This is a genomic window from Pseudomonas sp. NyZ480, assembly GCF_029537255.1.
In the GTDB taxonomy this organism is placed as follows: domain Bacteria; phylum Pseudomonadota; class Gammaproteobacteria; order Pseudomonadales; family Pseudomonadaceae; genus Aquipseudomonas; species Aquipseudomonas taiwanensis.
The window spans coordinates 959763-980713 of the sequence record NZ_CP120626.1 but is presented as its reverse complement, the minus strand read 5'-3'; the positions used below and the strand labels follow the sequence as shown (position 1 = coordinate 980713).

Sequence of the window (20951 nt, the reverse complement as noted above, 5' to 3'; positions counted from 1 at the left end):
ACTTGATCGAGTAACAGGACCTTTACATGATCGCTTGCCTGCGGCTGCTCACAGCCCTCTGCCTCGCTACCTTGCTGGCAGCCTGCGCCAGCTCGCCCTCATCCAGCCTGGGCGAACTGCCACGCACCCCGGACGCCAGCATCGAGCAACTGCTCGAAAAAGCCTCCACCAGCAAATCTGCGGAAGATGCCGCACTGCTGCGCCTGAGCGCCGCCGACCTGGCCTACAAGCAGAAGGACTTCCCGCGCGCCGCGCGCATTCTCGAACAAGTACCACTGGACACGCTCAAGCCTGCGCAGCAGGTGTTCGCCAGCACCCTCGCCGCAGAACTGGCGATGAGCCGCAAGCAGCCCAAGGCGGCGCTGGCCGCCTTGTCGCACCCGAGCCTGCAACGCGTTGCCGAGCTGCCGGAAGAACAACAGGCCCGCACCTACAATGTGCATGCCGCCGCCCTCGAAGCCGACGGCCAGGCGCTTGCCGCAGCCCAGCAGCGCGTTCTGCTGGCACCCCTGCTCAGTGGCCAGGCCGCCAGCAGCAACAACGATTCGATCTGGGCGCTGGTGGCATCACTGCCGGCCGAACAGCTGCAGCAGCCAGCAGGCAACGTAACCCTGGGCGGCTGGACCAGCCTGGCCCTTGCAGTGAAGAGCGCCGGCACCCTTGAGCAGCAGCAAGCGGCCATCGAAACCTGGCGCAAGCAGCACCCTGACCACCCTGCAGCACAGCAACTGCCGCTGGCGCTGACCAAGCTCAAGGAACTGGCCAGCCAGCCACTGACCAAGATCGCCCTGCTGCTGCCTCAGGAGGGCCCACTGGCCGGTGTCGCCCGCGCCCTGCGTGATGGCTTCATGGCTGCGCACTTCCAGGCCCAGCAGGCCGGCCAGCCGGCGCCCGCCGTTCAGGTCTTCGATAGCTCGCGCATCACCTCCCTCGACGACTTCTACCGCCAGGCGCAGGCCGCAGGCGTACAGCTGGTGGTCGGCCCACTGGAAAAACCACTGGTGAAAAAGCTCGCGGCCTACCCGCAACTGCCAATCACCACCCTGGCGCTGAACTACGCGGACGCCGGGCAAGCCACCCCACCGCAACTGTTCCAGTTCGGCCTGGCCGCCGAGGACGAAGCTCGCGAAGTGTCTCGCCGCGCCCGTGCCGACGGCATGGTCCGCGCCGTTGCCCTGGTGCCGAGCGGCGAATGGGGTGACCGCGTGCTTGCCGCCTTCCGCAAGGACTGGGAGAGCAACGGCGGCACCCTGCTGGCCGCCGAGCGCATCGCCCAGCCAGTAGCCCTGGCCCAGCAAATCGCCGACCTGTTCCAACTTCGCCAGAGCGAAGGTCGCGCCCAGAGCCTGCAAAGCACGGTAGGTGGCAACATTGCCGCACAGCCTTCGCGTCGCCAGGACATCGACTTCATCTTCCTCGCCTCGACCCCGCAACAGGCGCAACAGATCAAGCCGACGCTGAACTTCCAGTACGCGGGCGACGTACCGGTATACGCCACCTCGAACCTCTACAGCGCCAGCGGTGACGTCAACCAGTACAACGACATGAACGGCATTCGCTTCTGCGAAACCCCGTGGCTGCTCGACACCACCAACAATTTGCGTCAACAAGTGGTCCAACAGTGGCCGCAAGCCGCCGGCAGCCTTGGCCGCCTGTATGCCATGGGCGTTGACGCCTACAGCCTGGCGCCTCGCCTGGGCCAACTCAAGGCACTGCCGGATAACCGCGTGCAAGGCCTCTCCGGAAGCCTGACCATGAACGCCAACCAGCGCGTGGAGCGTCAGCTGCCGTGGGCCGAGTTCTCGGGCGGCCAGATCAAGCGCCTGCCGGACACTGCGCGCTGATGCCGGACGCATCGCCGACCCGTGCCGGCCAAACCGCAGAAAACCAAGCCCTTGAATACCTTCAGGGGCAAGGCCTGCAACTGCTGGCTCGCAATTGGCGATGTAAAGGCGGCGAGCTTGATCTGGTCATGCTCGACGCCGATACAGTAGTATTCGTCGAAGTCCGCTACCGCTTGCATGCGGACTTCGGTGGCGCCCTCGGCAGTATCGACGGGCGCAAGCAGAAACGACTGGCGCTTGCCGCCAGCCTGTTCTTGCAGAAGGAGTCCCGTTGGGCCAACCAACCCTGCCGCTTCGACGTTGTCGCCCTGCAGGGCAGCCAGCATGCAGGCCGACCGCTTCAATGGCTGAAAAACGCCTTCGAATGCTGAACCCACTTCATTTTTTTTGCTCTATGTTTCGCGGGCTGGTCTCTGTTGCGCGCCGCGCCGGCCACCGCCCCACTTAAGGTCACCCGATGGACATGCAATCCCGAATTCGCCGGCTGTTCCAGGCCAGCATCGACACCAAGCAACAGGCAATGGACATCCTGGCACCGCACATCGAGCAGGCCAGTCTGGTCATGGTCAACGCACTGCTCAACGAGGGCAAGATGCTCGCCTGTGGCAACGGCGGCTCGGCCGGCGATGCCCAGCATTTCTCGTCGGAGCTGCTCAACCGCTTCGAACGCGAGCGCCCGAGTCTGCCGGCCATTGCCCTGACCACCGATAGCTCGACCCTGACCTCGATTGCCAACGACTACAGCTACAACGAGGTCTTTTCCAAGCAGATCCGCGCCCTGGGCCAACCGGGCGACGTTCTGCTGGCCATTTCTACCAGCGGCAATTCGGCTAACGTCATTCAGGCCATCCAGGCCGCACATGATCGTGAAATGATTGTCGTAGCATTGACCGGTCGTGACGGCGGCGGCATGGCTTCACTGCTGCTGCCCGAAGACGTCGAGATTCGCGTGCCCTCGACGGTCACTGCACGCATCCAGGAAGTCCACCTGCTGGCGATCCATTGCCTGTGCGATCTGATCGACAGCCAACTGTTCGGGAGTGAAGAATGATCCCCAAGCGCCTCGGCCTGATGGCCCTGACCCTGTGCCTGAGCGTCACCGGCTGCAGCTCGGTACTGACCTCGACCCGCAACTCGCCGATCGAGGATGATCGCGGCACTCGCACCATCGGTAGCAAGATCGACGATTCGCTGATCGAAACCAAGGCTGCGGTAAACATCGCCAAGGCCAGCCCGGACCTGGACAAAGGTTCGCACATTGTCGTCAGCAGCTATAACGGCATCGTGCTGCTTGCCGGCCAGACACCTCGCGCCGACCTCAAGAGCCTGGCGGAACAGACCGCCAGCCAGGTCCAGCGGGTCAAGAAAGTACACAACGAGCTGCAAGTGATGCAGCCCTCCTCCATCCTTGCGCGCAACAACGACGCCTGGCTGACCACCAAGATCAAGACCCAGATGCTGGCTGACGCCAACGTACCCAGCTCGCGCATCAAGGTGATCACCGAAAACGGTATCGTCTATCTGCTCGGCCTGGTCACCCAAGGCGAGGCCAACGCAGCCACCGCCGTGGTACAGGGCGTGTCGGGCGTGCAGAAAATCGTCAAGCTGTACGAGTACATCGACTGATTCCTTGATTGCCCGCACCGGAATGATCGCCGGCGACCGGCTCCTGCAGGTGGAAACGACCTGTACGGAGCCGGCATGGGCCTCCCTCCGCACCACCCCTACAGAAACCCAGGAAACACCGCATGAAAAAGCTTCTGCTGCCCGCCCTGCTGATCGGCGCCTTCGCCACCCTGGCCGGCTGCTCCACTCCAAGCCTGATCACCCTCAACGACGGCCGCGAGTTCCAGACCGTCGATGAGCCGCAGTTCGACCAGGACGCTGGCTTCTACGAATTCCAGCAGCTCGACGGCAAACGCACCCGCGTCAACAAGGACCAGGTGCGCAGCATCAGCGACCTGTAAGTCCTGGCCCGCAGCCATAAAAAAGGCGATCCCGCATGGATCGCCTTTTTTGTTTACTTGACCACCTTCAGGCTTGGCCGCCCACTCGGACGCGGCGGCTGGCCACCTCCCTCAGGCGGGCCATCGTCATCCGGCTCGACACCTTCATCTTCGATGTCGTCGTCGCCATCCATCAGTGGAGGCTCCAGCTCGAAGACCATACCCTGGCCGTTTTCGCGGGCATAGATACCGAGGATCGCGCCAACTGGCACGAACAGCGAATGCGCCACACCGCCGAACCGGCCTTCGAAGCTCACCGCTTCGTTGTCCATGTGCAGGCTGCGTACCGCGCTGGGGGAAATATTCAGGACGATCTGACCGTCACTGGCGAAGCCTTGCGGCACCTGGACCGCCGGATATTCGGCATTGACCAGCATATGAGGGGTGCAATCGTTGTCGACGATCCACTCGTACAGCGCTCGAACCAGATAGGGGCGACTGGAGTTCATCAACGGCTCCTTAAAGCTTGCGCATTTCACGTTCAACGGAGGACAGGCTTGCCAGGAATGGCTCACGGGCAAACTGTCGCTCCATGTAATCCAGCAGCGGCTTGGCCTGCCGCGGCAATTCGATACCCAATACCGGCAAACGCCAGAGTATGGGCAGTAGACAACAGTCGACCAGGCTTTGCTCCTCGCTCATGAAGCAAGCGAACTCGGCAAACAGCGGCGACACGCCGGTCAAGCTCTCGCGCAACGCCTTGCGCGCCTCTGCACGCGCGGCATCGGCGCTGCGCGCATCGAGGATGGTATCGGCCAGCGCACACCAGTCGCGCTGGATACGATGTATCAGCAGACGGCTGTTGCCACGTGCCACCGGGTATACCGGCATCAGCGGCGGATGCGGGTACCGCTCCTCAAGGTACTCCATCACCACGGTCGATTCATACAACGCCAGGTCACGGTCGACCAGGGTCGGCACGCTCCCATAGGGGTTCACTTCAACCAGCTTGGGTGGCAGACGACCGCGATCCACATCGATGATCTGCACGCTGACGCCTTTCTCCGCGAGCACCAGGCGCACGCGATGGGAATAGTGATCAGCGGGGTCGGAATAGCAGGCTAACCTGTTGGTTGCGCCCATGTAGCGCCTCCTCGCATGGGGATGCTTATGAAACTGCAAATGCAAACGCGCCCTGGACGCCCCTCCGCGTCAGCGGTGGAGCGCCCAGGGCGCGTTCAACTACCAGAAACTACTGCGTGATCAGTGCACGTCCTTCCAGTATTCGCGCTTGAGCAAATAGGCGAATACGAAGAAGAAAGCCAGGTACAGCAACACATAAGTACCGATACGCTGGCTTTCCAGTTTGACCGGGTTGGCCGAATAGGCCAGGAAGGTCACCAGGTTCTTGACCTTCTCGTCGAACTGCTCGGTGGTCAGGGTACCGGAATTCGGCGTAATGGTCAGCTGGTCACAAGCCTCATGGGTCAGCGGACTACCTGTCAATGGGTCGAATTGCTTCTTGCCGTCGACCACGGTCTGCACCTGCTTGCAGCCGATGACCTGGTTACCCTGCAGTCCCACCAGCACGTTGGGCATGCCGACGTTCGGGAACACCTTGTTGTTGACACCATAAGGACGCGACTTGTCTTCATAGAAGCTGCGCAGGTAGGTGTACAACCAGTCGGTACCGCGCACCCGGGCAACCAGCGTCAGGTCAGGTGGCGCCGCGCCGAACCAGGTCTTGGCATCACTTGGCTGCATGCCGATCTTCATGTGGTCGCCGATCTTGGCACCGGTGAACACCAGTTTCTCGAGCATCAGCTCGTGTGGAATGCCCAAGTCATCGGCCACACGCTCATAGCGTTGGAACTTCGCACTGTGACAGCCCATGCAATAGTTGGCGAAGGTACGAGCACCATCCTGCATGGCCGCTTTGTCGGCGAGGTCGATATCGACCTTGTCCAACGTCAGGCCAGTTTCGGCAGCGTAGGAAAAGGCAGGCATCACTGCCAGCAAAAATACTGCAATCAACTTTTTCATCAGCCAGTCACCCTTTCCGGAACCGGTTTGGTCTTCTCAAGCCTTGTGTAGAACGGCATCAGCAGGAAGTAGGCGAAGTACAACACCGTGCACACCTGCGACAGCAAGGTGCGCCCTGGTGTCGGCGCCAGAACGCCCAGCACACCGAGGATCACGAAGGCCACGCAGAACACCAGCAGGAAGATCTTGCTCAACCAGCCTTTGTAGCGCATCGAGCGCACAGGACTGCGGTCAAGCCAGGGCAACACGAACAGCACGGCAATGGCCGCCCCCATGGCGATCACCCCGAACAGCTTGTCAGGAACCGCCCGAAGGATTGCGTAGAACGGCGTGAAGTACCACACCGGGGCGATATGCTCTGGCGTCTTGAAGGCATTTGCCTGCTCGAAGTTCGGTTTTTCCAGGAAATAGCCACCCATTTCCGGGAAGAAGAACACCACGGCACAGAATACGAAGAGGAAGACCACCACGCCGACGATATCCTTGACGGTGTAGTACGGGTGGAACGGAATGCCGTCCAGCGGTATCCCGTTTTCGTCCTTCTTCTTCTTGATATCGACGCCATCGGGGTTGTTCGAACCTACTTCGTGCAACGCGAGGATGTGCAGCACGACCAGGCCCAGGATGACGATCGGCAAGGCCACGACATGCAGGGCGAAGAAGCGGTTCAAGGTGATGCCGGAGATCAGGTAGTCACCACGAATCCACTGAGTGAGGTCATCGCCGATCACCGGAATGGCACCGAACAGCGAAATGATCACCTGGGCGCCCCAATAGGACATTTGCCCCCAAGGCAGCAGATAGCCCATGAAGGCCTCGGCCATCAGCGCCAGGTAGATCAGCATGCCGAACAACCACACCAGCTCACGGGGCTTCTGGTAGGAGCCGTAGAGCAATCCGCGGAACATGTGCAGGTAGACCACGATGAAGAATGCCGACGCCCCCGTGGAGTGCAGGTAACGCAGGATCCAGCCGTATTCCACGTCACGCATGATGTATTCGACCGAGGCAAAGGCCTCTTCCGCCGACGGCGTGAAGCTCATGGTCAGCCACACACCCGTGACGATCTGGTTGACCAATACCAACAGGGCCAGGGAGCCGAAGAAGTACAGGAAGTTGAAGTTCTTGGGCGCGTAATACTTGCTCAGGTGGTCTTCCCACATCTTGGTAGCGGGGAAGCGAGCATCAATCCAGTCCATGAACTTGCTCATCATGCGTTCTCCTGATCGACGCCGATGACAATGATGTCGTCCGACTCGTAAGAGTGAGGCGGCACTGGCAGGTTGAGAGGTGCAGGCTGGGCCTTGTAAACCCGCCCGGCCAGATCGTAGTGGGAGCCATGGCAAGGGCAGAAGTAGCCACCCACCCATTTAGGACCAAGGTCGGCCGGCGCCACTTCTGGACGGAACGTCGGGGAACACCCAAGGTGGGTGCACAGACCGACGAGAATGAGGATCTCCGGCTTGATCGAACGCACTTGGGGATCGACATAGGCCGGCTGCACCGATGCCTTCGATTCAGGGTCGGACAGCTCACCGGCGATCTTCTTGAGATTCCCGAGGATCTCTTCCGTTCGCCTGACGATGAATACAGGCTGGCCGCGCCACTCGGCCACCATCTGCTGCCCGGGTTCGACCTTGGCGATGTTGACCTTCACCGGTGCACCTGCGGCCTTCGCCTTGGCACTGGGAAACCATGACCCTACGAACGGTACCGCAGCCCCCACTGCCCCCGCCGCCCCGACCACGGATGTCGCGGCTACGAGGAAGCGGCGCCGGCCTGCGTTGACGCCGTCATTGCTCATTCAGTCCTCTCCCATCAGCTTGCTTGGCCTGTTGAATCAGGCCTGTACTTAGGTAATGTCTGTGGCACTAAAAATTGGCCGCCATGGTAAGAAACAAAACCACACACTGACAAGGTGATTACCCCTGCAACGGGCTACAACCCTCGCTTTGCTTGATCTGCGTCTATGCGGCCAGTTGTCACCGACATGCTGACAGGTTAGTTCAAGACATAAAAAAAGCCCGGTTCCAAAGGAACCGGGCTTCTTTGACTGCCGAAGCGGTATTAACGCTTGGAGTACTGAGGACGCTTACGCGCTTTACGCAGACCCACTTTCTTACGCTCAACTTCACGAGCGTCGCGGGTGACGTAGCCAGCACGACGCAGAGCGCCACGCAGGGTTTCGTCGTATTCCATCAGAGCGCGGGTGATACCGTGACGGATCGCACCGGCTTGACCGCTGACACCACCACCGGAAACGGTGACATAGATGTCGAACTTCTCAACGGTCTCGGTCAGCTCCAGCGGCTGGCGAACAACCATGCGAGCGGTTTCGCGACCGAAGAACACGTCCAGAGAACGGTTGTTGATGGAGATGTTGCCAGTGCCCGGACGCAGGAAAACGCGAGCGGTTGCGGTCTTGCGACGGCCAGTGCCGTAATTTTGAGTCGCCGACATAATGAACTTTTCCCGTTAGATCTTCAGTTCTTGAGGCTGCTGAGCAGTGTGTGGGTGAGTTGCACCCGCGTACACTTTCAGCTTGCGGTACATGTCGCGACCCAGCGGGTTCTTAGGCAGCATGCCTTTGACCGCGGTTTCGATAACACGCTCAGGGGCTTTGTCGATCAGCTTCTCGAAGCTGATTTCCTTGATGCCGCCTGGGAAACCGGAGTGGGAGTAGTACATTTTGTCGGAAGACTTGGCACCAGTCACACGAACCTGCTCGGCGTTGATAACGACGATGTAGTCGCCGGTGTCAACGTGAGGGGTGTATTCTGGTTTGTGCTTGCCACGCAGACGGCTAGCGATTTCGGTAGCCAGACGACCCAGGGTCTGGCCAGCGGCGTCGACTACGAACCACTCGCGCTTTACTGTTTCCGGTTTAGCAGTAAAAGTTTTCATTCTCTAAAGCCTCAGAGGCCGCCCAGCGAAAAATAGACGGCGAATCTTACTGGATAGTGCACAACTTGCCAAGGGCAAGCGCGCAGCCGAACGCTGACGCTTTTGGGGGCTCGGGTCGGGCACGCCAATGTTCGACGGGGTTCTTCCTGCATGGTGGTGCATCACTTCCGCCACACGGAGAGGGGCCGAATTATCCAGATTGCGCCAGAAAATTCAACCTGCTTTTATGGGCATCTTTGCCAAGGAGAGTCTTTCCGATGGAATACCGCAAGCTCGGCCGTACCGACCTCCACGTCAGCGCCCTGTGCCTGGGCACCATGACCTGGGGCGAGCAGAACACCCAGGAAGAGGCCTTCGAACAGATCGCCCTGGCCAAGCAGGCCGGGATCAACTTCATCGACACCGCCGAAATGTACCCGGTGCCACCCCGCCCCGAGACCTATGCCGCCACCGAGCGGATCATCGGAAAGTGGTTCAGCGAGCACGGTGATCGTGACGACTGGATCCTCGCCAGCAAGGTCGCGGGCCCTGGCAACGGTATCAGCCATATCCGCGACGGCCAGCTCAAGCACAACCGCCAGCACATCGTCGCGGCGCTGGACGAAAGCCTCAAGCGCCTGCAGACCGACCGCATCGACCTGTACCAACTGCACTGGCCCGAACGCAGCACCAACTTCTTCGGCAAACTGGGCTACCAACACCTGCCGCAGGACCACTTCACCCCGCTGGAGGAAACCCTCGAAGTGCTCGATGAGCAGGTTCGCGCCGGCAAGATCCGCCATGTAGGCCTGTCCAACGAAACGCCGTGGGGCACCATGAAGTTCCTGCAACTGGCCGAGGCCCGTGGCTGGCCGCGCGCGGTGTCGATCCAGAACCCGTACAACCTGCTCAACCGCAGCTTCGAGGTGGGCCTGGCGGAAGTGGCGATTCGCGAGCAATGCGGCCTGCTGGCCTACTCGCCACTGGCGTTCGGCATGCTCTCGGGCAAATACGAGAATGGCGCCTGCCCTGCAAAGGCACGCTTGACCCTGTTCAGCCGCTTCGCCCGCTACTCCAACCCACAGACAGTCGCAGCCTGCAGCCGCTACGTGCAACTGGCCCGCGATCATGGCCTGGACCCGGCGCAAATGGCCTTGGCGTTCGTGACTCGGCAACCGTTCGTGACCAGCAATATCATCGGAGCGACCGACCTGGATCAGCTCAAGAGCAACCTCAATAGCCTGGCACTGAACCTCAGCGATGAGCTGCTGGCGGGGATCGAGGCGATTCATCAGCAGCAGCCCAATCCGGCGCCTTGACCCGAACCACAATTGCCTGCTTCGCGGGTGAGCCCGCTCCCGTAGGGCTACGCGCAGCCCTCGTGGGCGTGGGTTTACCCGCGAAGCAGGTAGCGCGAATCTGCGGGGTAGACACAATCGCCAAAAAATAAGACGATCCAGCCGGTGATTGACCACTCTACCCTATAAGAACAATGACAATGATGTTTACCCAACCCTCCGCGTCGTTGCGGCGCGTCAGCATCCTGGCCATTGACAAGGTGTTCGCCTCGACCCTGATGCAGGCCAAGGATTTCTTCCACCTGGCCAGCCTGCGCTATAGCAAGCAACTGGGCCTGGGCTTGCAGCCCATGTTCGAAATCCACCTGGTCAGTCCCGACGGGCAGCCCGTGGACAGCTTCAGCGGCGTACAGTTGCCGGTCGACGGCGGCCTGGACGATGCCGATGTGATCATCCTCCCAGCCTTCTGGGACGACTTCGACAACCTGCTGCAGCGCTACCCTCAGGTGCTGCCGTGGCTACGCGAGCAACATGCCCGCGGCGCCGTACTGTGCGCCGAGGCAAGCGGGGTCTTCTGGCTGGCCGAGGCCGGGCTGCTCGACGGCAAGGAAGCGACTACCTACTGGCGCTTCTTCAACAGCTTCGCCGAGCGCTTCCCCAAGATCAGGCTGAACCAGGACAAGCACCTTACCGACGCCGACAATCTGTACTGTGCCGGCGGCACCACTTCGGCCTGTGATCTGTACATCTACCTGATCGAGCGCTTCTGCGGCGCCAACGTGGCTCGCGCCGTGGCACGCGACATCCTCTACGAGGTACAGCGCAACTACACCCCTGGACGCATGGGCTTTGGTGGGCAGAAGCTGCACCAGGACCTGATCATCCTGCAGATCCAGCACTGGCTTGAAGAACACTTCGCCGACAAGTTCCGCTTCGAGGACGTGGCCCGCAACCACGGCATGAGCATTCGCAACTTCATGCGTCGCTTCCAGGGCGCGACTGGCGACAAACCATTGCACTACCTGCAACGGCTACGCATCGAGACGGCCAAGGGGTTGCTGTCGAGCACGCGCAAGAGCATCAAGACCATCAGCTACGAGGTTGGCTACGACGATGCCAGCTTCTTTGCCCGACTGTTCCGGCAGCACACTGAGCTGTCCCCGAACCAGTATCGGCAGCAGTTCATGCAAGAAGCTTGAGATGAGCGGGGCCGGCAAGCGGCCCCGAACTCCGAGGCTTATGGCTTGTGCGCGCGCGCCAGGAACTCGTGCGACTGCATCTCCAGCAGGCGGCTCAGGGTACGCTGGAATTCGAAGCTCAAGCGGCCACCGGTGTACAGGTCCTTCAGCTCCACCTCGGCCGAGATGATCAGCTTGACGTTACGGTCGTAGAACTCGTCCACCATGTTGATGAAACGACGGGCGATGTCATCGGTAGCCACCCCCATCTGCTCCACGTTGCTCAGCAGCACGGCGTGGAAGATCTTGCCCAGCTCGATGTAGTCGTTCTGGCTGCGAGGCCCGTCGCACAGGGCGCGGAAGTCGAACCAGGCCACATCGTCGCAGGTGAGCAAGGCATTGATCGGACGATTCTCGATCATCAGCACGTCATTCTCGACCGCCTGGGTGCACTCAGGGGTCAGTGCCTTGAAGCTGGCGCGCAGGCTCTGGTGCGCCGCATCATCGAGCGGGTAGTGGTACAGCTCGGCCTGCTCCAGGTGACGCAGGCGGTAATCGACCCCGCTGTCGACGTTCACCACGTCGGTGTTCTGCTTGATCATCGCGATGGCCGGCAGGAAGCGCGCCCGCTGCAGGCCGTCCTTGTACAAGCCGTCCGGCACGATGTTGGAGGTCGCGACCAGGGAAACGCCATTCTTGAACAGTTCCTCCATCAGCGTGCCCAGGATCATGGCATCGGTGATGTCGGAAACGAAGAACTCGTCGAAGCAGATGACCTTGGCTTCCTGGGAGAAGCGCTTGGCGATGATGGTCAAAGGGTTCTTCTCGCCCTTGAGGGTCTTCATCTCTTCGTGCACACGCTTCATGAAGCGGTGGAAGTGAGTACGCATCTTCTCTTTGAATGGCAGCGCTTCGAAGAAGGTATCCACCAGGTAGGTCTTGCCTCGGCCCACACCGCCCCAGAAGTACAGGCCCTTGACCGGGGTCTGCTCCTTCTTGCCGAACAACTTGCCGAATACACCTGGCTTGCTGTTGTGCGCAGCGACCAGATCGTCGTATAGACGCTGCAAGTGACGCACAGCAGTCTCCTGCGCCGCGTCATGGAAGAAGTCGGGACGTTTCAGATCTGCTTGATATCGTTCTAGGGGCGTCATGATTCGTTAGCGAGGCAACAAAAAACGGGCCGTCACTGTAGCGACAGGCCCGCTTAATGGCAATCAGACTTGCGGCGAAATGCCTCAGGCGGTATGCATTCCTGAGGGCGAAGGCCTACCCGCAAAACAGACAACGCGGTGCCTGGCACCGGTTATGCCGGTGTTCGCGGATAAATCCGCTCCTACAGGGGCTGCAGCGCTACACGCAGGCTTTCGATAGCCGAATCGCGGGCTTCGGCGCTGTCGAACTGCGGCCCGTCGGCCACCTGCTCGCCGTTCAGCCACAGACTGAAGCCCAGGCCTTCGACTCGCACATCAGCCTCACCGCCCTGCTGCAGCTGCTTGCTTACCGCACCGGCGCTCTTGCCATCGGCGAAGCTGCGCGAGAGCAGCAATTGCTCGCCATCGGCGGCAAGCAGGCGGAAGCGGAAGCTGCCGTCTTCGTCACGGAAGCTGACGAAACGGGCGCTTTTGGCGGCTTTCTTCTTCACTTCGGCAGTTGCCTGGACGCTGCTGCGGAACGAGCGCAGGCCTACGGCCTCGCGCAGTTGTTCGAGGAACGGGGTGGCGATCTTGCGTGCCTTGGCGGCACCGGCCAAAAGAATGTCTTCCAGGTCCGACGGTCGCGAGATCAGTTGGTGGTAGTGCTCACGCTTCTCGGAGAGCTGGCTGTCGAGCAGCTGGAACAGACGCTGCTTGGCATCACCCCAGCCCAAGCCCTGCAGCAGTTCTTCACGGAATTCAGCGCACTGGGCTGGTGTGGAGAAGGCCTGGAACAGAGTGAACAGGTGCGAGTTGTCCGGGTCCTTGGCCTCGCCTGGGGCACGGGAGTCAGTGACGATGCGCGAAATTGCGTCCTTCATGTCCTTCGCGCTGGTGAACAGCGGAATGGTGTTGTCGTAGCTCTTGGACATCTTGCGACCGTCCAGCCCTGGCAGCGTCGCCACGCTTTCTTCGATCACAGCTTCTGGCAGGGCGAAGAAGTCCTTGCCCTGACCGAACAGGTGGTTGAAGCGCTGGCCGATATCACGGGCCATCTCCACGTGCTGGATCTGGTCACGGCCTACCGGCACCTTGTGCGCGTTGAACATCAGGATGTCCGCCGCCATCAGCACCGGGTAGCTGAACAGCCCCATGGTCACACCGGCATCCGGGTCTTCACCGGCTTCGACGTTCTTGTCCACCGAAGCCTTGTAGGCGTGGGCGCGGTTGAGCAGGCCCTTGGCGGCAACGCAGGTCAGCAGCCAGGTCAGCTCAGGAATCTCGGGAATATCTGACTGACGGTAGAAGGTCACCTTGTCCGGATCCAGGCCACCGGCCAGCCAGGTGGCAGCGATTTCCAGGCGCGAGCGCTGGATGCGCAGCGGATCGTCGCACTTGATCAGGGCGTGATAGTCGGCCAGGAAGTAGAACGAGTCGGCACCGGGCTGCTGGCTGGCGAGAATGGCCGGGCGGATAGCTCCGGCGTAGTTGCCCAGGTGCGGGGTGCCGGTGGTGGTGATACCGGTGAGAATGCGCGTGGTCATGGGTGTTCGCTTATTCAGGCTTGGCTCAGTTCGAAAGGCGCGGCAGCAGCAGATCCTTCAGATCGGTCAGCTTGCCATGGAAGAAGTGTCCGCATTCTGCCACTTTCAGCAGCTCATGGGGGCGCGACAGGCTGTCGGACCAGTCGTAAACCAGCTGCGGATCGACGACTTCGTCGCTCTCCGGCTGCACCACGGTGATCGGGCAATGCTGCGGCAGCGGGAAATCGGCCGTCAGACGCATCACCGCCGGGGCAATCATGAACAACTGCTGCAAGGCCACGCCAGAAGCCTCCAGCCGCCCGGCCAGGCTGGTAGCGACGAAACCACCGAAAGAGAAACCCATCAGCACCAAGGGCAGATCGGGGTGCTTTTCGCGCAGCCAGCCAGCAGCGGCCTCGGCATCCGCTACCTCGCCTGCGCCCATGTCATGGCTGCCGGCGCTCTGGCCCACACCACGGTAGTTGAAGCGCAGGGTCACGTAGCCTGCATCGCGGGCGGTACGCTGCAACGTCGAAACCACCTTGTTGAGCATGGTGCCGCCCTGAACCGGGTTGGGGTGGCAGATCAGCACCGCACCACGGGCATCGGCCACGTCCAGGTACAAGGCTTCCAGCTGGCCAACGGGGCCATCGATGAACAAGGGGGTTTCGCGGACAAGCAAGGCACTACTCCGTGACCTCGGGAGGGGTCGATTCGTCTAGCTGAGGAATTCTGTTCTGATTTGCGATCGCTCGCGGTATACAGCGCAGGTCTGAGCCGTTAACGTAAAGCAAAGCCGTTTATAGAGGAAGGACTCGTGGAACACTCGCTCCTTGTTTGGTTGTTGCCGACCCTGGCCCTGGTCGTCGGCGTCGTGGTCGGTTTCGTCGTCGCGCGCCTGCTGCCCAATGCCGCGCCGAGCAGCACACAGCGCCAGCTGGACGATATCCAGCAACGCTTCGACACCTACCAGAACGAAGTGGTCACCCACTTCAACAGCACTGCCGTGCTGGTCAAAAAGCTGACCCAGAGCTACCAGGATGTCCAGGACCACCTGGCCGAAGGCGCCAATGCCCTGGCGCTGGACGAGGTTACCCGTCAGCGCCTGCTGGCCGCCCTGCACTCCGAGGCCGCCCAGGCCCCACGTGACCGCCTGACCCCGCCGAAGGACACCGCCGAAGTGCCTCGCGACTATGCGCCGAAGGCGCCGAACTCGCCAGGCATGCTGGACGAGAGCTACGGGCTCAAGCGTTAAGCGGGTGAAATGCAAAAAGGCCTCGGAAGAGGCCTTTCTTATTGCGTGAAGAACACGGCAACAACCCGCGTTACATCGTCTTGGCCTGAGCCTTCTCCAGTGTATCGATCCGCTGATTCAGTTCACGTATCGACTCAATCAGTGGTGCGACCAATTTTTGGTAGTCCACCGTCAGCTTTTCGTCCTTCTCATGAACCAGTTCCGGGTACACGGCCTGGACATCCTGCGCCATCAGCCCAATATCCTTGCGCCCCGTTTCTTTCCAGGTGAACTTCATACCTTGCAGTTTCAACAACTGCTGAGTGGAACCCGACAGCGCCTCTGGCGACGTCTTCAGGCTTTTATCGCTGAAAGGGCAGCATGGCTGGCCCACATCGCCTGCCAAAGCGACCCCACTGGCAGTAACCACCGCAAGCGCCAGGGCGGCGTGCGAAAGTACACTCTTGAATTTCATACTCATGCCTGTTCAGGTGAATGGACTAGGCACGGAACAGATTCCGTGCGAACACCCAAACTAAGTGACCACCTCAACAGGCTCTATCCGACCTTTCTTGATATCGCTGTCGAAAACCGGCATCGATAAGTAGGAAGTTTGCAGCCAACCTCATACACAGTGCTTGAGCGCCTGTTCGATATCGGCAAGCAAGTCCTCTACATCCTCCAACCCCACCGACAGCCTCACCAACCCTTCCGATATCCCGTGATGCGCCCGCTCCTTCGCCGTATAGCTGGAATGGGTCATGCTCGCTGGATGCTGCGCTAGCGACTCGGCATCCCCCAGGCTGACCGCACGTGCGAACAGCTGCAAGGCATTCATGAAGCGTCGGCCGGCCTCGATCCCGCCCTTGAGCTCAAAAGCGATCATCCCGCCCGGCATGCGCATTTGCCGCTGTGCCAGCGCGTACTGCCCGAATGACGACAGGCCCGGGTAATGGATCAGCTCGACCTGAGGCTGCTCCGCCAGGAACTCAGCCACCTGCTGTGCATTGGCGCAGTGGCGGTCCATGCGCAGGGCCAATGTCTTGATACCACGCATCAGCAGCGCGGCATCATGCGGCGACAGCACCGCGCCAGTCATGTCCTTGAGCCCTACCAGGCGAATCCGGTCGACCAGCGCCTTGCGCCCGACCACCAGCCCGGCGGTGATATCGCCATGGCCGCTGAGGTACTTGGTAGCCGAGTGCACGACCAGATCGGCACCCAGCTCCAACGGCCGCTGCAGATACGGCGTGCAATAGGTGTTGTCGACCACGATGTGCAGGTCATGCCCCTGCGCCGCTTCGGCCACGGCAGCGATATCGACCAACTGCATGTTCGGGTTGGCTGGGGTTTCGAAGTAGATCATTCGCGTCTTACTGGTGATCGCCGCCTTCAGCGCCTTGATGTCATTGAGGTCGACGTGACGGATCTTGACTCCGAACTCGCCAATCCCATGGTGCAGGTAGGCGAAGGTGCAGCCATACAGTGTGCGCCCCACGATCAGTTCATCCCCAGGGCGCAGCAACGTCCAGATCGTCGAAGTGATGGCCCCCATGCCCGAGGCCAGGGCCAAGCCTGCCTCGCCCCCTTCCAGCGAGGCCATGCGCTGTTCCAGCAAGGCCAGGGTCGGGTTGGAGATACGGCTGTAGAAGTGCCCGGGTTCTTCGCCTGCAAAACAGGCAGCACCGTATTCGACGGAAGGAAAAGCGAAGGTAGCGGTCTGGTAGACCGGCGGCACCAGGGCGCCGCCATGGCTGAGCGGGTCGTACCCGTGATGGATGGCCCGCGTGGAAAAACCGCTGTTGTTATGGGAGTCGCGCATGGCAACAACCTCTGGTGGTTTGTTATAAGCTTATGCCACCAAGCCGCCTGATTCTTTCCAAAATCTCCTACGCGAAATGGCTAGTTTTGGAACAAAAACAACACATGACAGACCAGGAGGGCAAAACATGCCTTCGACCCTCGACCGCACCGACCGCGCCCTGCTCGCAGCCTTGCAGGACAACGCCCGCCTCACCGTCTCCGAGCTTGCCGACCAAGTCGCGTTAACCACCTCGCCCTGCTGGCGTCGGGTCAAGTTGCTGGAGGACAACGGCTACATCACCGGTTATCAGGCCATTCTTTCGCCCAAGGCGCTGGGGTTTGGTGTGACCGCGTTCGTCAGCATCATGATGGACTCGCACACCAAGGACATGGCGCTGGCGTTCGAAAAGCGGCTGATGGAAATTCCAGAGATCATTGCCTGCCACAATGTTTCCGGGCGGTATGACTTCTTGCTCGAGATTCTGGCGCGGGATCTGGAGTCGTTTGGGGAATTCACCCGTGAGGTGTTGCAGCGGTTGCCGGGGGTGAAGGAGATATATTCGAGCTTTTCGTATAAGGCGGTTAAGGAAAAGCGCGTGATTCCTGTATCGGAAAAGCATATCTGAGACAGATCTGCCACGATCGACACCTGAAGGAGCGGTATTGCATCGCGGAAACAAGTTGAGGTTCTTTCTGGGGAGGACGGCCTGACTTGAGCTTTGAGGTGGTGCGCAAATCGAGCGCCGCCCGCGCGGCGCATCGCGAGCAAGGCTCGCTCCTACGTTTGTTTCGGGCCAGTAACGCCAGTGATAGACGCGCGCGACCGCCTTGTTTGTACGACGCGATATCGCGCCAAGCGCCAAAGCGTTCGCGCGCGAATCTCACAGAAATAATTGGCCCGAAACAAACGTAGGAGCGAGCCTTGCTCGCGATGCGCCGCGCGGGCGGCGCTCGATCTCACAGGCACCGCACCTCTCACGCCAAGCACCCAACAGCCCCGACGCCAATCCCCAATACAAAAAAACCCCGCCGAAGCGGGGTTTCTCGTACAGCACTAACGCTTAAATCGCGCCGCGCTGACGCAGCACATCCAGCACCTGCTTCACGCCCTCGTCCACGCTGGTGGTCTGGGTGTCGATCACCAGGTCGGCATCCAGCGGCACATCGTACGGGAAGCTTTCACCCGGGATGTTGTCACCGCCAGCGGCATACAGGCCCTGAGGATCACGCTCGCGGCAGGCAATTGGCGATGCCTGCACGTAAACGGTTACCAGGCGCTCCTTGCCGATCAAGGCCTTGGCCTGTTCACGGCCCTCGGCATCAGGCGCAACGAAGGCGGCCAGGGTCAGCAGGCCAGCTTCGTTGAACTGACGCGCCACATGGGCGGCGCGGCGCCAGTTCTCGGTGCGGCCCGCTCGATCCTGCGGCAGGCCCTTGTTCAGGTCGTGACGCAGGTTCTGGCCATCGAGCACGTAGACCGCACGGCCCATGTCGAACAGCTTGCGCTCGACGGCATAGGCCAGGGTGCTCTTGCCAGCGCCGGACAGGCCGCTGAACAGCACGGTAGCCGGTTGCTGACCGAAGCGCAGCGCGCGCTCTTCAGTGGACACGTGAGCCAACTTGCCATGCTGACCCGTGGTGCCATGCGGCAGGACTGGCGGGGCGATGATCATGCCGGCACCGACAGTGCCGTTGGTCAGGCGGTCGATGACGATGAACGCGCCGGTGGTGCGGTTGCTGTCGTAACCGTCCAGGGCGATCGCGGCATCCAGGGACACCTTGACGCGACCGATCTCGTTCAGTTGCAGTGCACTGGCAGCGCCTTGCTCCAGGGTATTCACATCCACCTTGTGGGTGATGCTGGCAATCGAGCCCGGCACGTAGCTGGTGGCGCGCTTGATGTCATATTTCTTGCCCGGCAGCATCGGTTCTTCGGCCATCCACACCAGCATGGCGTCGAACTGGTCGGTCACCGGCGGAACGTTGTCGGCATGCACCAGCAAGTCGCCACGGGAGATGTCGATCTCGTCTTCCATGGTCAGGGTCACGGCCTGGCCGGGGCCGGCGTTCTCCAGTTCACCTTCGTAGGTGACGATGGACTTGACCCGGCTGCTCTTGCCCGAAGGCAGCACGACGATTTCGTCACCCTTGTGTACCACGCCGCTGGCGATGGTGCCGGCGAAGCCGCGGAAGTTCAGGTTCGGACGGTTGACGTACTGCACCGGGAAACGCAGGTCGGTGACGTTGCGGTCGGCCGACACTTCCACGGTTTCGAGGATTTCCATCAGCGTCGGGCCGGCGTACCACGGCGATTGCTCGCTGTGATTGACCACGTTGTCGCCCTTGAGCGCCGACATCGGCACGAAGTGCAGGCTCGACGGCTTCAGGTTGATCGCTTCGGCAAACTTCAGGTAATCGGCCTTGATCGACTCGAAGACCTGCTCATCGAAGCCCTTGAGGTCCATCTTATTGACCGCGACCACGATGTGCTTGATGCCCAGCAGCGAGGCAATGTAGCTGTGACGGCGGGTCTGGGTCTGCACGCCGTAACGGGCATCGACCAGGATGATCGCCAGGTCGCAGGTCGAGGCGCCGGTCGCCATGTTGCGGGTGTACTGCTCGTGGCCCGGGGTGTCGGCAATGATGAACTTGCGCTTGGCGGTGGAGAAGTAGCGGTAGGCGACATCGATGGTGATGCCCTGCTCGCGCTCGGCCTGCAGGCCATCGACTAGCAATGCCAGGTCGACTTCTTCGCCGGTGGTGCCGACTTTCTTCGAATCGCGGGTGATGGCCTCGAGGTGGTCTTCGTAGATCATCTTCGAGTCGTGCAGCAGGCGCCCGATCAGGGTGCTCTTGCCGTCATCCACGTTACCGCAGGTGAGGAAACGCAGCAGTTCTTTGCGCTCGTGCTGAGCCAGATAAGCGAGGATGTCTTCGCTGATCAAATCGGATTGGTGCGACATGATGAAACCCTGAAATTAGAAGTAGCCTTGGCGTTTTTTGTCTTCCATCGAGCCTGCGCCATCATGGTCGATGACTCGGCCCTGGCGTTCGGACGTACGGGTCAGGAGCATTTCCTGGATGATGTCCGTCAGGGTCTCGGCCTCCGACTCGACGGCACCCGTCAACGGGTAGCAGCCAAGGGTACGGAACCGCACTTTCTTCTTGACGATACGGGCTTTTTCCTCGTCGGTGAGGTGCTCGAGGATGCGCTCGTCGTCGATCATGATCAGGGTGCCGTTCTTCTCGATCACTTCCCGCTCGGCGGCGAAGTACAGCGGCACGATCGGGATGCCTTCGAGGTAGATGTACTGCCAGATGTCCAGCTCGGTCCAGTTGGACAGCGGGAACACACGGATCGACTCGCCCTTGTTGACCTTGCCGTTGTACACGTTCCACAGCTCGGGGCGCTGGTTCTTCGGGTCCCAGCGGTGCTTGCTGTCGCGGAACGAGTAAACGCGCTCTTTGGCCCGGGACTTCTCTTCGTCGCGGCGGGCGCCACCAAAGGCGGCGTCGAAACCATGCTTGTCCAGCGCCTGCTTCAGGCCCTGGGTCTTCATGATGTCGGTGTGCTTGGAGCTGCCATGGGTGAACGGGTTGATGCCCTGGGCCACACCTTCGGGGTTGACGTGGGTGATCAGCTCCAGACCCATTTCCTCGACCATCTTGTCGCGGAAGCGGTACATCTCCTGGAATTTCCACTGGGTGTCGACGTGCATCACCGGGAACGGCAGCTTGCCTGGGAAGAAGGCTTTGCGCGCCAGGTGCAGCATCACGGCGGAGTCCTTGCCGATCGAGTACAGCATCACCGGGTTATCGAACTCGGCGGCCACCTCGCGGATGATGTGGATGCTCTCCGCCTCCAGCTGTTTCAAGTGCGTCAGTTTGTCGACCATGGCTACTCACGAAAAACGATCTTATGGACGGCCTGCGGGCCGTGTTCGAGCGAGCCACTTTATCACAGCGGCTGATTCTATTTAGGAGCCGCACTAGATCGAAACAATCTAACGATATGACTGGGGGTTTGGGGCTCGAGCAACGCATCGCCGACAGGCCAGCGCCT

General features: G+C 60.8%; 23 protein-coding genes. 9 read left to right on the top strand and 14 right to left on the bottom strand.

Translation table 11 applies throughout. The features are described from left to right. The first annotated feature begins 26 nt into the window (after positions 1-26). The 5 genes from P3R38_RS04410 to P3R38_RS04390 all read left to right on the top strand — a co-directional run bounded on the left by P3R38_RS04410 (position 27) and on the right by P3R38_RS04390 (position 3811). Positions 27-1844, top strand: a complete 1818-nt coding sequence (locus P3R38_RS04410) for a penicillin-binding protein activator (protein WP_186598810.1) — start codon at positions 27-29, stop codon at positions 1842-1844. After that, positions 1844-2215, top strand: a complete 372-nt coding sequence (locus P3R38_RS04405; RefSeq protein WP_023378821.1) for a YraN family protein — start codon at positions 1844-1846, stop codon at positions 2213-2215. Before P3R38_RS04410 ends, P3R38_RS04405 begins: the two co-directional genes overlap by 1 nt. An 86-nt stretch (positions 2216-2301) precedes the next feature. After that, the gene (locus P3R38_RS04400; protein WP_012274070.1) at positions 2302-2895 is read left to right on the top strand and encodes a phosphoheptose isomerase; all 594 of its coding nucleotides are present in this window, start codon (positions 2302-2304) and stop codon (positions 2893-2895) included. Continuing rightward, positions 2892-3470 carry a BON domain-containing protein gene (locus P3R38_RS04395; protein WP_023378820.1) on the top strand — a complete coding sequence of 193 codons (579 nt, stop codon included), beginning with the start codon at positions 2892-2894 and terminating at the stop codon, positions 3468-3470. The genes P3R38_RS04400 and P3R38_RS04395 overlap by 4 nt, the downstream gene beginning before the upstream one ends. A gap of 122 nt (positions 3471-3592) precedes the next feature. Then, the gene (locus tag P3R38_RS04390; RefSeq protein WP_023378819.1) at positions 3593-3811 is read left to right on the top strand and encodes a YgdI/YgdR family lipoprotein; all 219 of its coding nucleotides are present in this window, start codon (positions 3593-3595) and stop codon (positions 3809-3811) included. A gap of 53 nt (positions 3812-3864) precedes the next feature. Here P3R38_RS04390 and P3R38_RS04385 read toward each other — a convergent pair whose 3' ends face one another. The 7 genes from P3R38_RS04385 to rplM all read right to left on the bottom strand — a co-directional run bounded on the left by P3R38_RS04385 (position 3865) and on the right by rplM (position 8737). Further along, positions 3865-4299, bottom strand: a complete 435-nt coding sequence (locus tag P3R38_RS04385) for a ClpXP protease specificity-enhancing factor (protein WP_023378817.1) — start codon at positions 4297-4299, stop codon at positions 3865-3867. 10 nt (positions 4300-4309) lie between these two features. Next, positions 4310-4933 (bottom strand): glutathione S-transferase N-terminal domain-containing protein, encoded by a 624-nt coding sequence (locus tag P3R38_RS04380; RefSeq protein WP_023378816.1) that lies wholly within the window; start codon positions 4931-4933, stop codon positions 4310-4312. Between the two features lie 120 nt (positions 4934-5053). Continuing rightward, the gene (locus tag P3R38_RS04375; protein WP_023378814.1) at positions 5054-5833 is read right to left on the bottom strand and encodes a cytochrome c1; all 780 of its coding nucleotides are present in this window, start codon (positions 5831-5833) and stop codon (positions 5054-5056) included. After that, positions 5833-7044, bottom strand: a complete 1212-nt coding sequence (locus P3R38_RS04370) for a cytochrome bc complex cytochrome b subunit (RefSeq protein WP_023378812.1) — start codon at positions 7042-7044, stop codon at positions 5833-5835. The genes P3R38_RS04375 and P3R38_RS04370 overlap by 1 nt, the downstream gene beginning before the upstream one ends. After that, complete coding sequence (gene petA / locus P3R38_RS04365) at positions 7044-7637, bottom strand: ubiquinol-cytochrome c reductase iron-sulfur subunit (RefSeq protein ID WP_023378811.1); 594 nt, start codon at positions 7635-7637, stop codon at positions 7044-7046. The genes P3R38_RS04370 and petA overlap by 1 nt, the downstream gene beginning before the upstream one ends. A gap of 263 nt (positions 7638-7900) precedes the next feature. Continuing rightward, entirely contained in the window at positions 7901-8293 is a 393-nt protein-coding gene (gene rpsI, locus P3R38_RS04360; RefSeq protein ID WP_003260797.1) for a 30S ribosomal protein S9, read from the bottom strand. A 15-nt stretch (positions 8294-8308) separates the two neighbouring features. After that, complete coding sequence (gene rplM / locus P3R38_RS04355) at positions 8309-8737, bottom strand: 50S ribosomal protein L13 (RefSeq protein WP_023378810.1); 429 nt, start codon at positions 8735-8737, stop codon at positions 8309-8311. 257 nt (positions 8738-8994) lie between these two features. Here rplM and P3R38_RS04350 point away from each other — a divergent pair, with 257 nt between their 5' ends. Together P3R38_RS04350 and P3R38_RS04345 are read left to right on the top strand one after the other, a co-directional pair. Beyond that, entirely contained in the window at positions 8995-10035 is a 1041-nt protein-coding gene (locus tag P3R38_RS04350; protein WP_027908078.1) for an NADP(H)-dependent aldo-keto reductase, read from the top strand. 281 nt (positions 10036-10316) lie between these two features. Continuing rightward, positions 10317-11213 (top strand): GlxA family transcriptional regulator, encoded by an 897-nt coding sequence (locus tag P3R38_RS04345; RefSeq protein ID WP_167332805.1) that lies wholly within the window; start codon positions 10317-10319, stop codon positions 11211-11213. Between the two features lie 38 nt (positions 11214-11251). Here P3R38_RS04345 and zapE read toward each other — a convergent pair whose 3' ends face one another. The 3 genes from zapE to P3R38_RS04330 form a co-directional block, all read right to left on the bottom strand. Continuing rightward, entirely contained in the window at positions 11252-12346 is a 1095-nt protein-coding gene (zapE, locus tag P3R38_RS04340; protein ID WP_023378807.1) for a cell division protein ZapE, read from the bottom strand. Between the two features lie 182 nt (positions 12347-12528). Beyond that, positions 12529-13872, bottom strand: a complete 1344-nt coding sequence (locus P3R38_RS04335; protein ID WP_023378806.1) for a tryptophan--tRNA ligase — start codon at positions 13870-13872, stop codon at positions 12529-12531. Between the two features lie 25 nt (positions 13873-13897). Further along, entirely contained in the window at positions 13898-14533 is a 636-nt protein-coding gene (locus P3R38_RS04330) for an alpha/beta fold hydrolase (protein ID WP_023378805.1), read from the bottom strand. 135 nt (positions 14534-14668) lie between these two features. On the opposite strand from P3R38_RS04330, the gene P3R38_RS04325 reads away from it, so the two are divergent. Then, positions 14669-15106 (top strand): DUF1043 family protein, encoded by a 438-nt coding sequence (locus P3R38_RS04325; protein ID WP_023378804.1) that lies wholly within the window; start codon positions 14669-14671, stop codon positions 15104-15106. Positions 15107-15176: 70 nt separating this feature from the next. Here P3R38_RS04325 and P3R38_RS04320 read toward each other — a convergent pair whose 3' ends face one another. Both P3R38_RS04320 and P3R38_RS04315 read right to left on the bottom strand, forming a co-directional pair. Further along, positions 15177-15560, bottom strand: a complete 384-nt coding sequence (locus P3R38_RS04320; RefSeq protein WP_277686863.1) for a tail fiber domain-containing protein — start codon at positions 15558-15560, stop codon at positions 15177-15179. 150 nt (positions 15561-15710) lie between these two features. Continuing rightward, positions 15711-16907 (bottom strand): methionine gamma-lyase, encoded by a 1197-nt coding sequence (locus P3R38_RS04315; RefSeq protein WP_277686862.1) that lies wholly within the window; start codon positions 16905-16907, stop codon positions 15711-15713. Positions 16908-17034: 127 nt separating this feature from the next. Here P3R38_RS04315 and P3R38_RS04310 point away from each other — a divergent pair, with 127 nt between their 5' ends. Further along, complete coding sequence (locus P3R38_RS04310) at positions 17035-17514, top strand: Lrp/AsnC family transcriptional regulator (protein WP_104882146.1); 480 nt, start codon at positions 17035-17037, stop codon at positions 17512-17514. 435 nt (positions 17515-17949) lie between these two features. Here the strand turns inward: P3R38_RS04310 and cysN are convergent, their stop codons facing one another. After that, positions 17950-19851, bottom strand: a complete 1902-nt coding sequence (cysN, locus tag P3R38_RS04305; protein WP_023378800.1) for a sulfate adenylyltransferase subunit CysN — start codon at positions 19849-19851, stop codon at positions 17950-17952. A gap of 15 nt (positions 19852-19866) precedes the next feature. Then, a complete protein-coding gene (cysD, locus tag P3R38_RS04300) occupies positions 19867-20784 on the bottom strand; it encodes a sulfate adenylyltransferase subunit CysD (protein ID WP_023378799.1) in 918 nt (305 codons plus the stop codon). Positions 20785-20951 lie beyond the last annotated feature (167 nt).

Excerpts from the sequence above, each read along its gene's own strand:
- cysD (WP_023378799.1), bottom strand. The coding sequence starts at position 20,784 with ATGGTCGACAAACTGACGCACTTGAAACAGCTGGAGGCGGAGAGCATC.
- P3R38_RS04375 (WP_023378814.1), bottom strand. The coding sequence starts at position 5,833 with ATGAAAAAGTTGATTGCAGTATTTTTGCTGGCAGTGATGCCTGCCTTT.
- petA (WP_023378811.1), bottom strand. The coding sequence starts at position 7,637 with ATGAGCAATGACGGCGTCAACGCAGGCCGGCGCCGCTTCCTCGTAGCC.
- P3R38_RS04410 (WP_186598810.1), top strand. The coding sequence starts at position 27 with ATGATCGCTTGCCTGCGGCTGCTCACAGCCCTCTGCCTCGCTACCTTG.
- P3R38_RS04385 (WP_023378817.1), bottom strand. The coding sequence starts at position 4,299 with ATGAACTCCAGTCGCCCCTATCTGGTTCGAGCGCTGTACGAGTGGATC.
- P3R38_RS04315 (WP_277686862.1), bottom strand. The coding sequence starts at position 16,907 with ATGCGCGACTCCCATAACAACAGCGGTTTTTCCACGCGGGCCATCCAT.
- P3R38_RS04395 (WP_023378820.1), top strand. The coding sequence starts at position 2,892 with ATGATCCCCAAGCGCCTCGGCCTGATGGCCCTGACCCTGTGCCTGAGC.
- P3R38_RS04335 (WP_023378806.1), bottom strand. The coding sequence starts at position 13,872 with ATGACCACGCGCATTCTCACCGGTATCACCACCACCGGCACCCCGCAC.
- P3R38_RS04370 (WP_023378812.1), bottom strand. The coding sequence starts at position 7,044 with ATGAGCAAGTTCATGGACTGGATTGATGCTCGCTTCCCCGCTACCAAG.
- rpsI (WP_003260797.1), bottom strand. The coding sequence starts at position 8,293 with ATGTCGGCGACTCAAAATTACGGCACTGGCCGTCGCAAGACCGCAACC.
- P3R38_RS04320 (WP_277686863.1), bottom strand. The coding sequence starts at position 15,560 with ATGAAATTCAAGAGTGTACTTTCGCACGCCGCCCTGGCGCTTGCGGTG.
- zapE (WP_023378807.1), bottom strand. The coding sequence starts at position 12,346 with ATGACGCCCCTAGAACGATATCAAGCAGATCTGAAACGTCCCGACTTC.
- P3R38_RS04350 (WP_027908078.1), top strand. The coding sequence starts at position 8,995 with ATGGAATACCGCAAGCTCGGCCGTACCGACCTCCACGTCAGCGCCCTG.
- P3R38_RS04400 (WP_012274070.1), top strand. The coding sequence starts at position 2,302 with ATGGACATGCAATCCCGAATTCGCCGGCTGTTCCAGGCCAGCATCGAC.
- rplM (WP_023378810.1), bottom strand. The coding sequence starts at position 8,737 with ATGAAAACTTTTACTGCTAAACCGGAAACAGTAAAGCGCGAGTGGTTC.
- P3R38_RS04405 (WP_023378821.1), top strand. The coding sequence starts at position 1,844 with ATGCCGGACGCATCGCCGACCCGTGCCGGCCAAACCGCAGAAAACCAA.
- P3R38_RS04310 (WP_104882146.1), top strand. The coding sequence starts at position 17,035 with ATGCCTTCGACCCTCGACCGCACCGACCGCGCCCTGCTCGCAGCCTTG.
- P3R38_RS04380 (WP_023378816.1), bottom strand. The coding sequence starts at position 4,933 with ATGGGCGCAACCAACAGGTTAGCCTGCTATTCCGACCCCGCTGATCAC.
- cysN (WP_023378800.1), bottom strand. The coding sequence starts at position 19,851 with ATGTCGCACCAATCCGATTTGATCAGCGAAGACATCCTCGCTTATCTG.
- P3R38_RS04390 (WP_023378819.1), top strand. The coding sequence starts at position 3,593 with ATGAAAAAGCTTCTGCTGCCCGCCCTGCTGATCGGCGCCTTCGCCACC.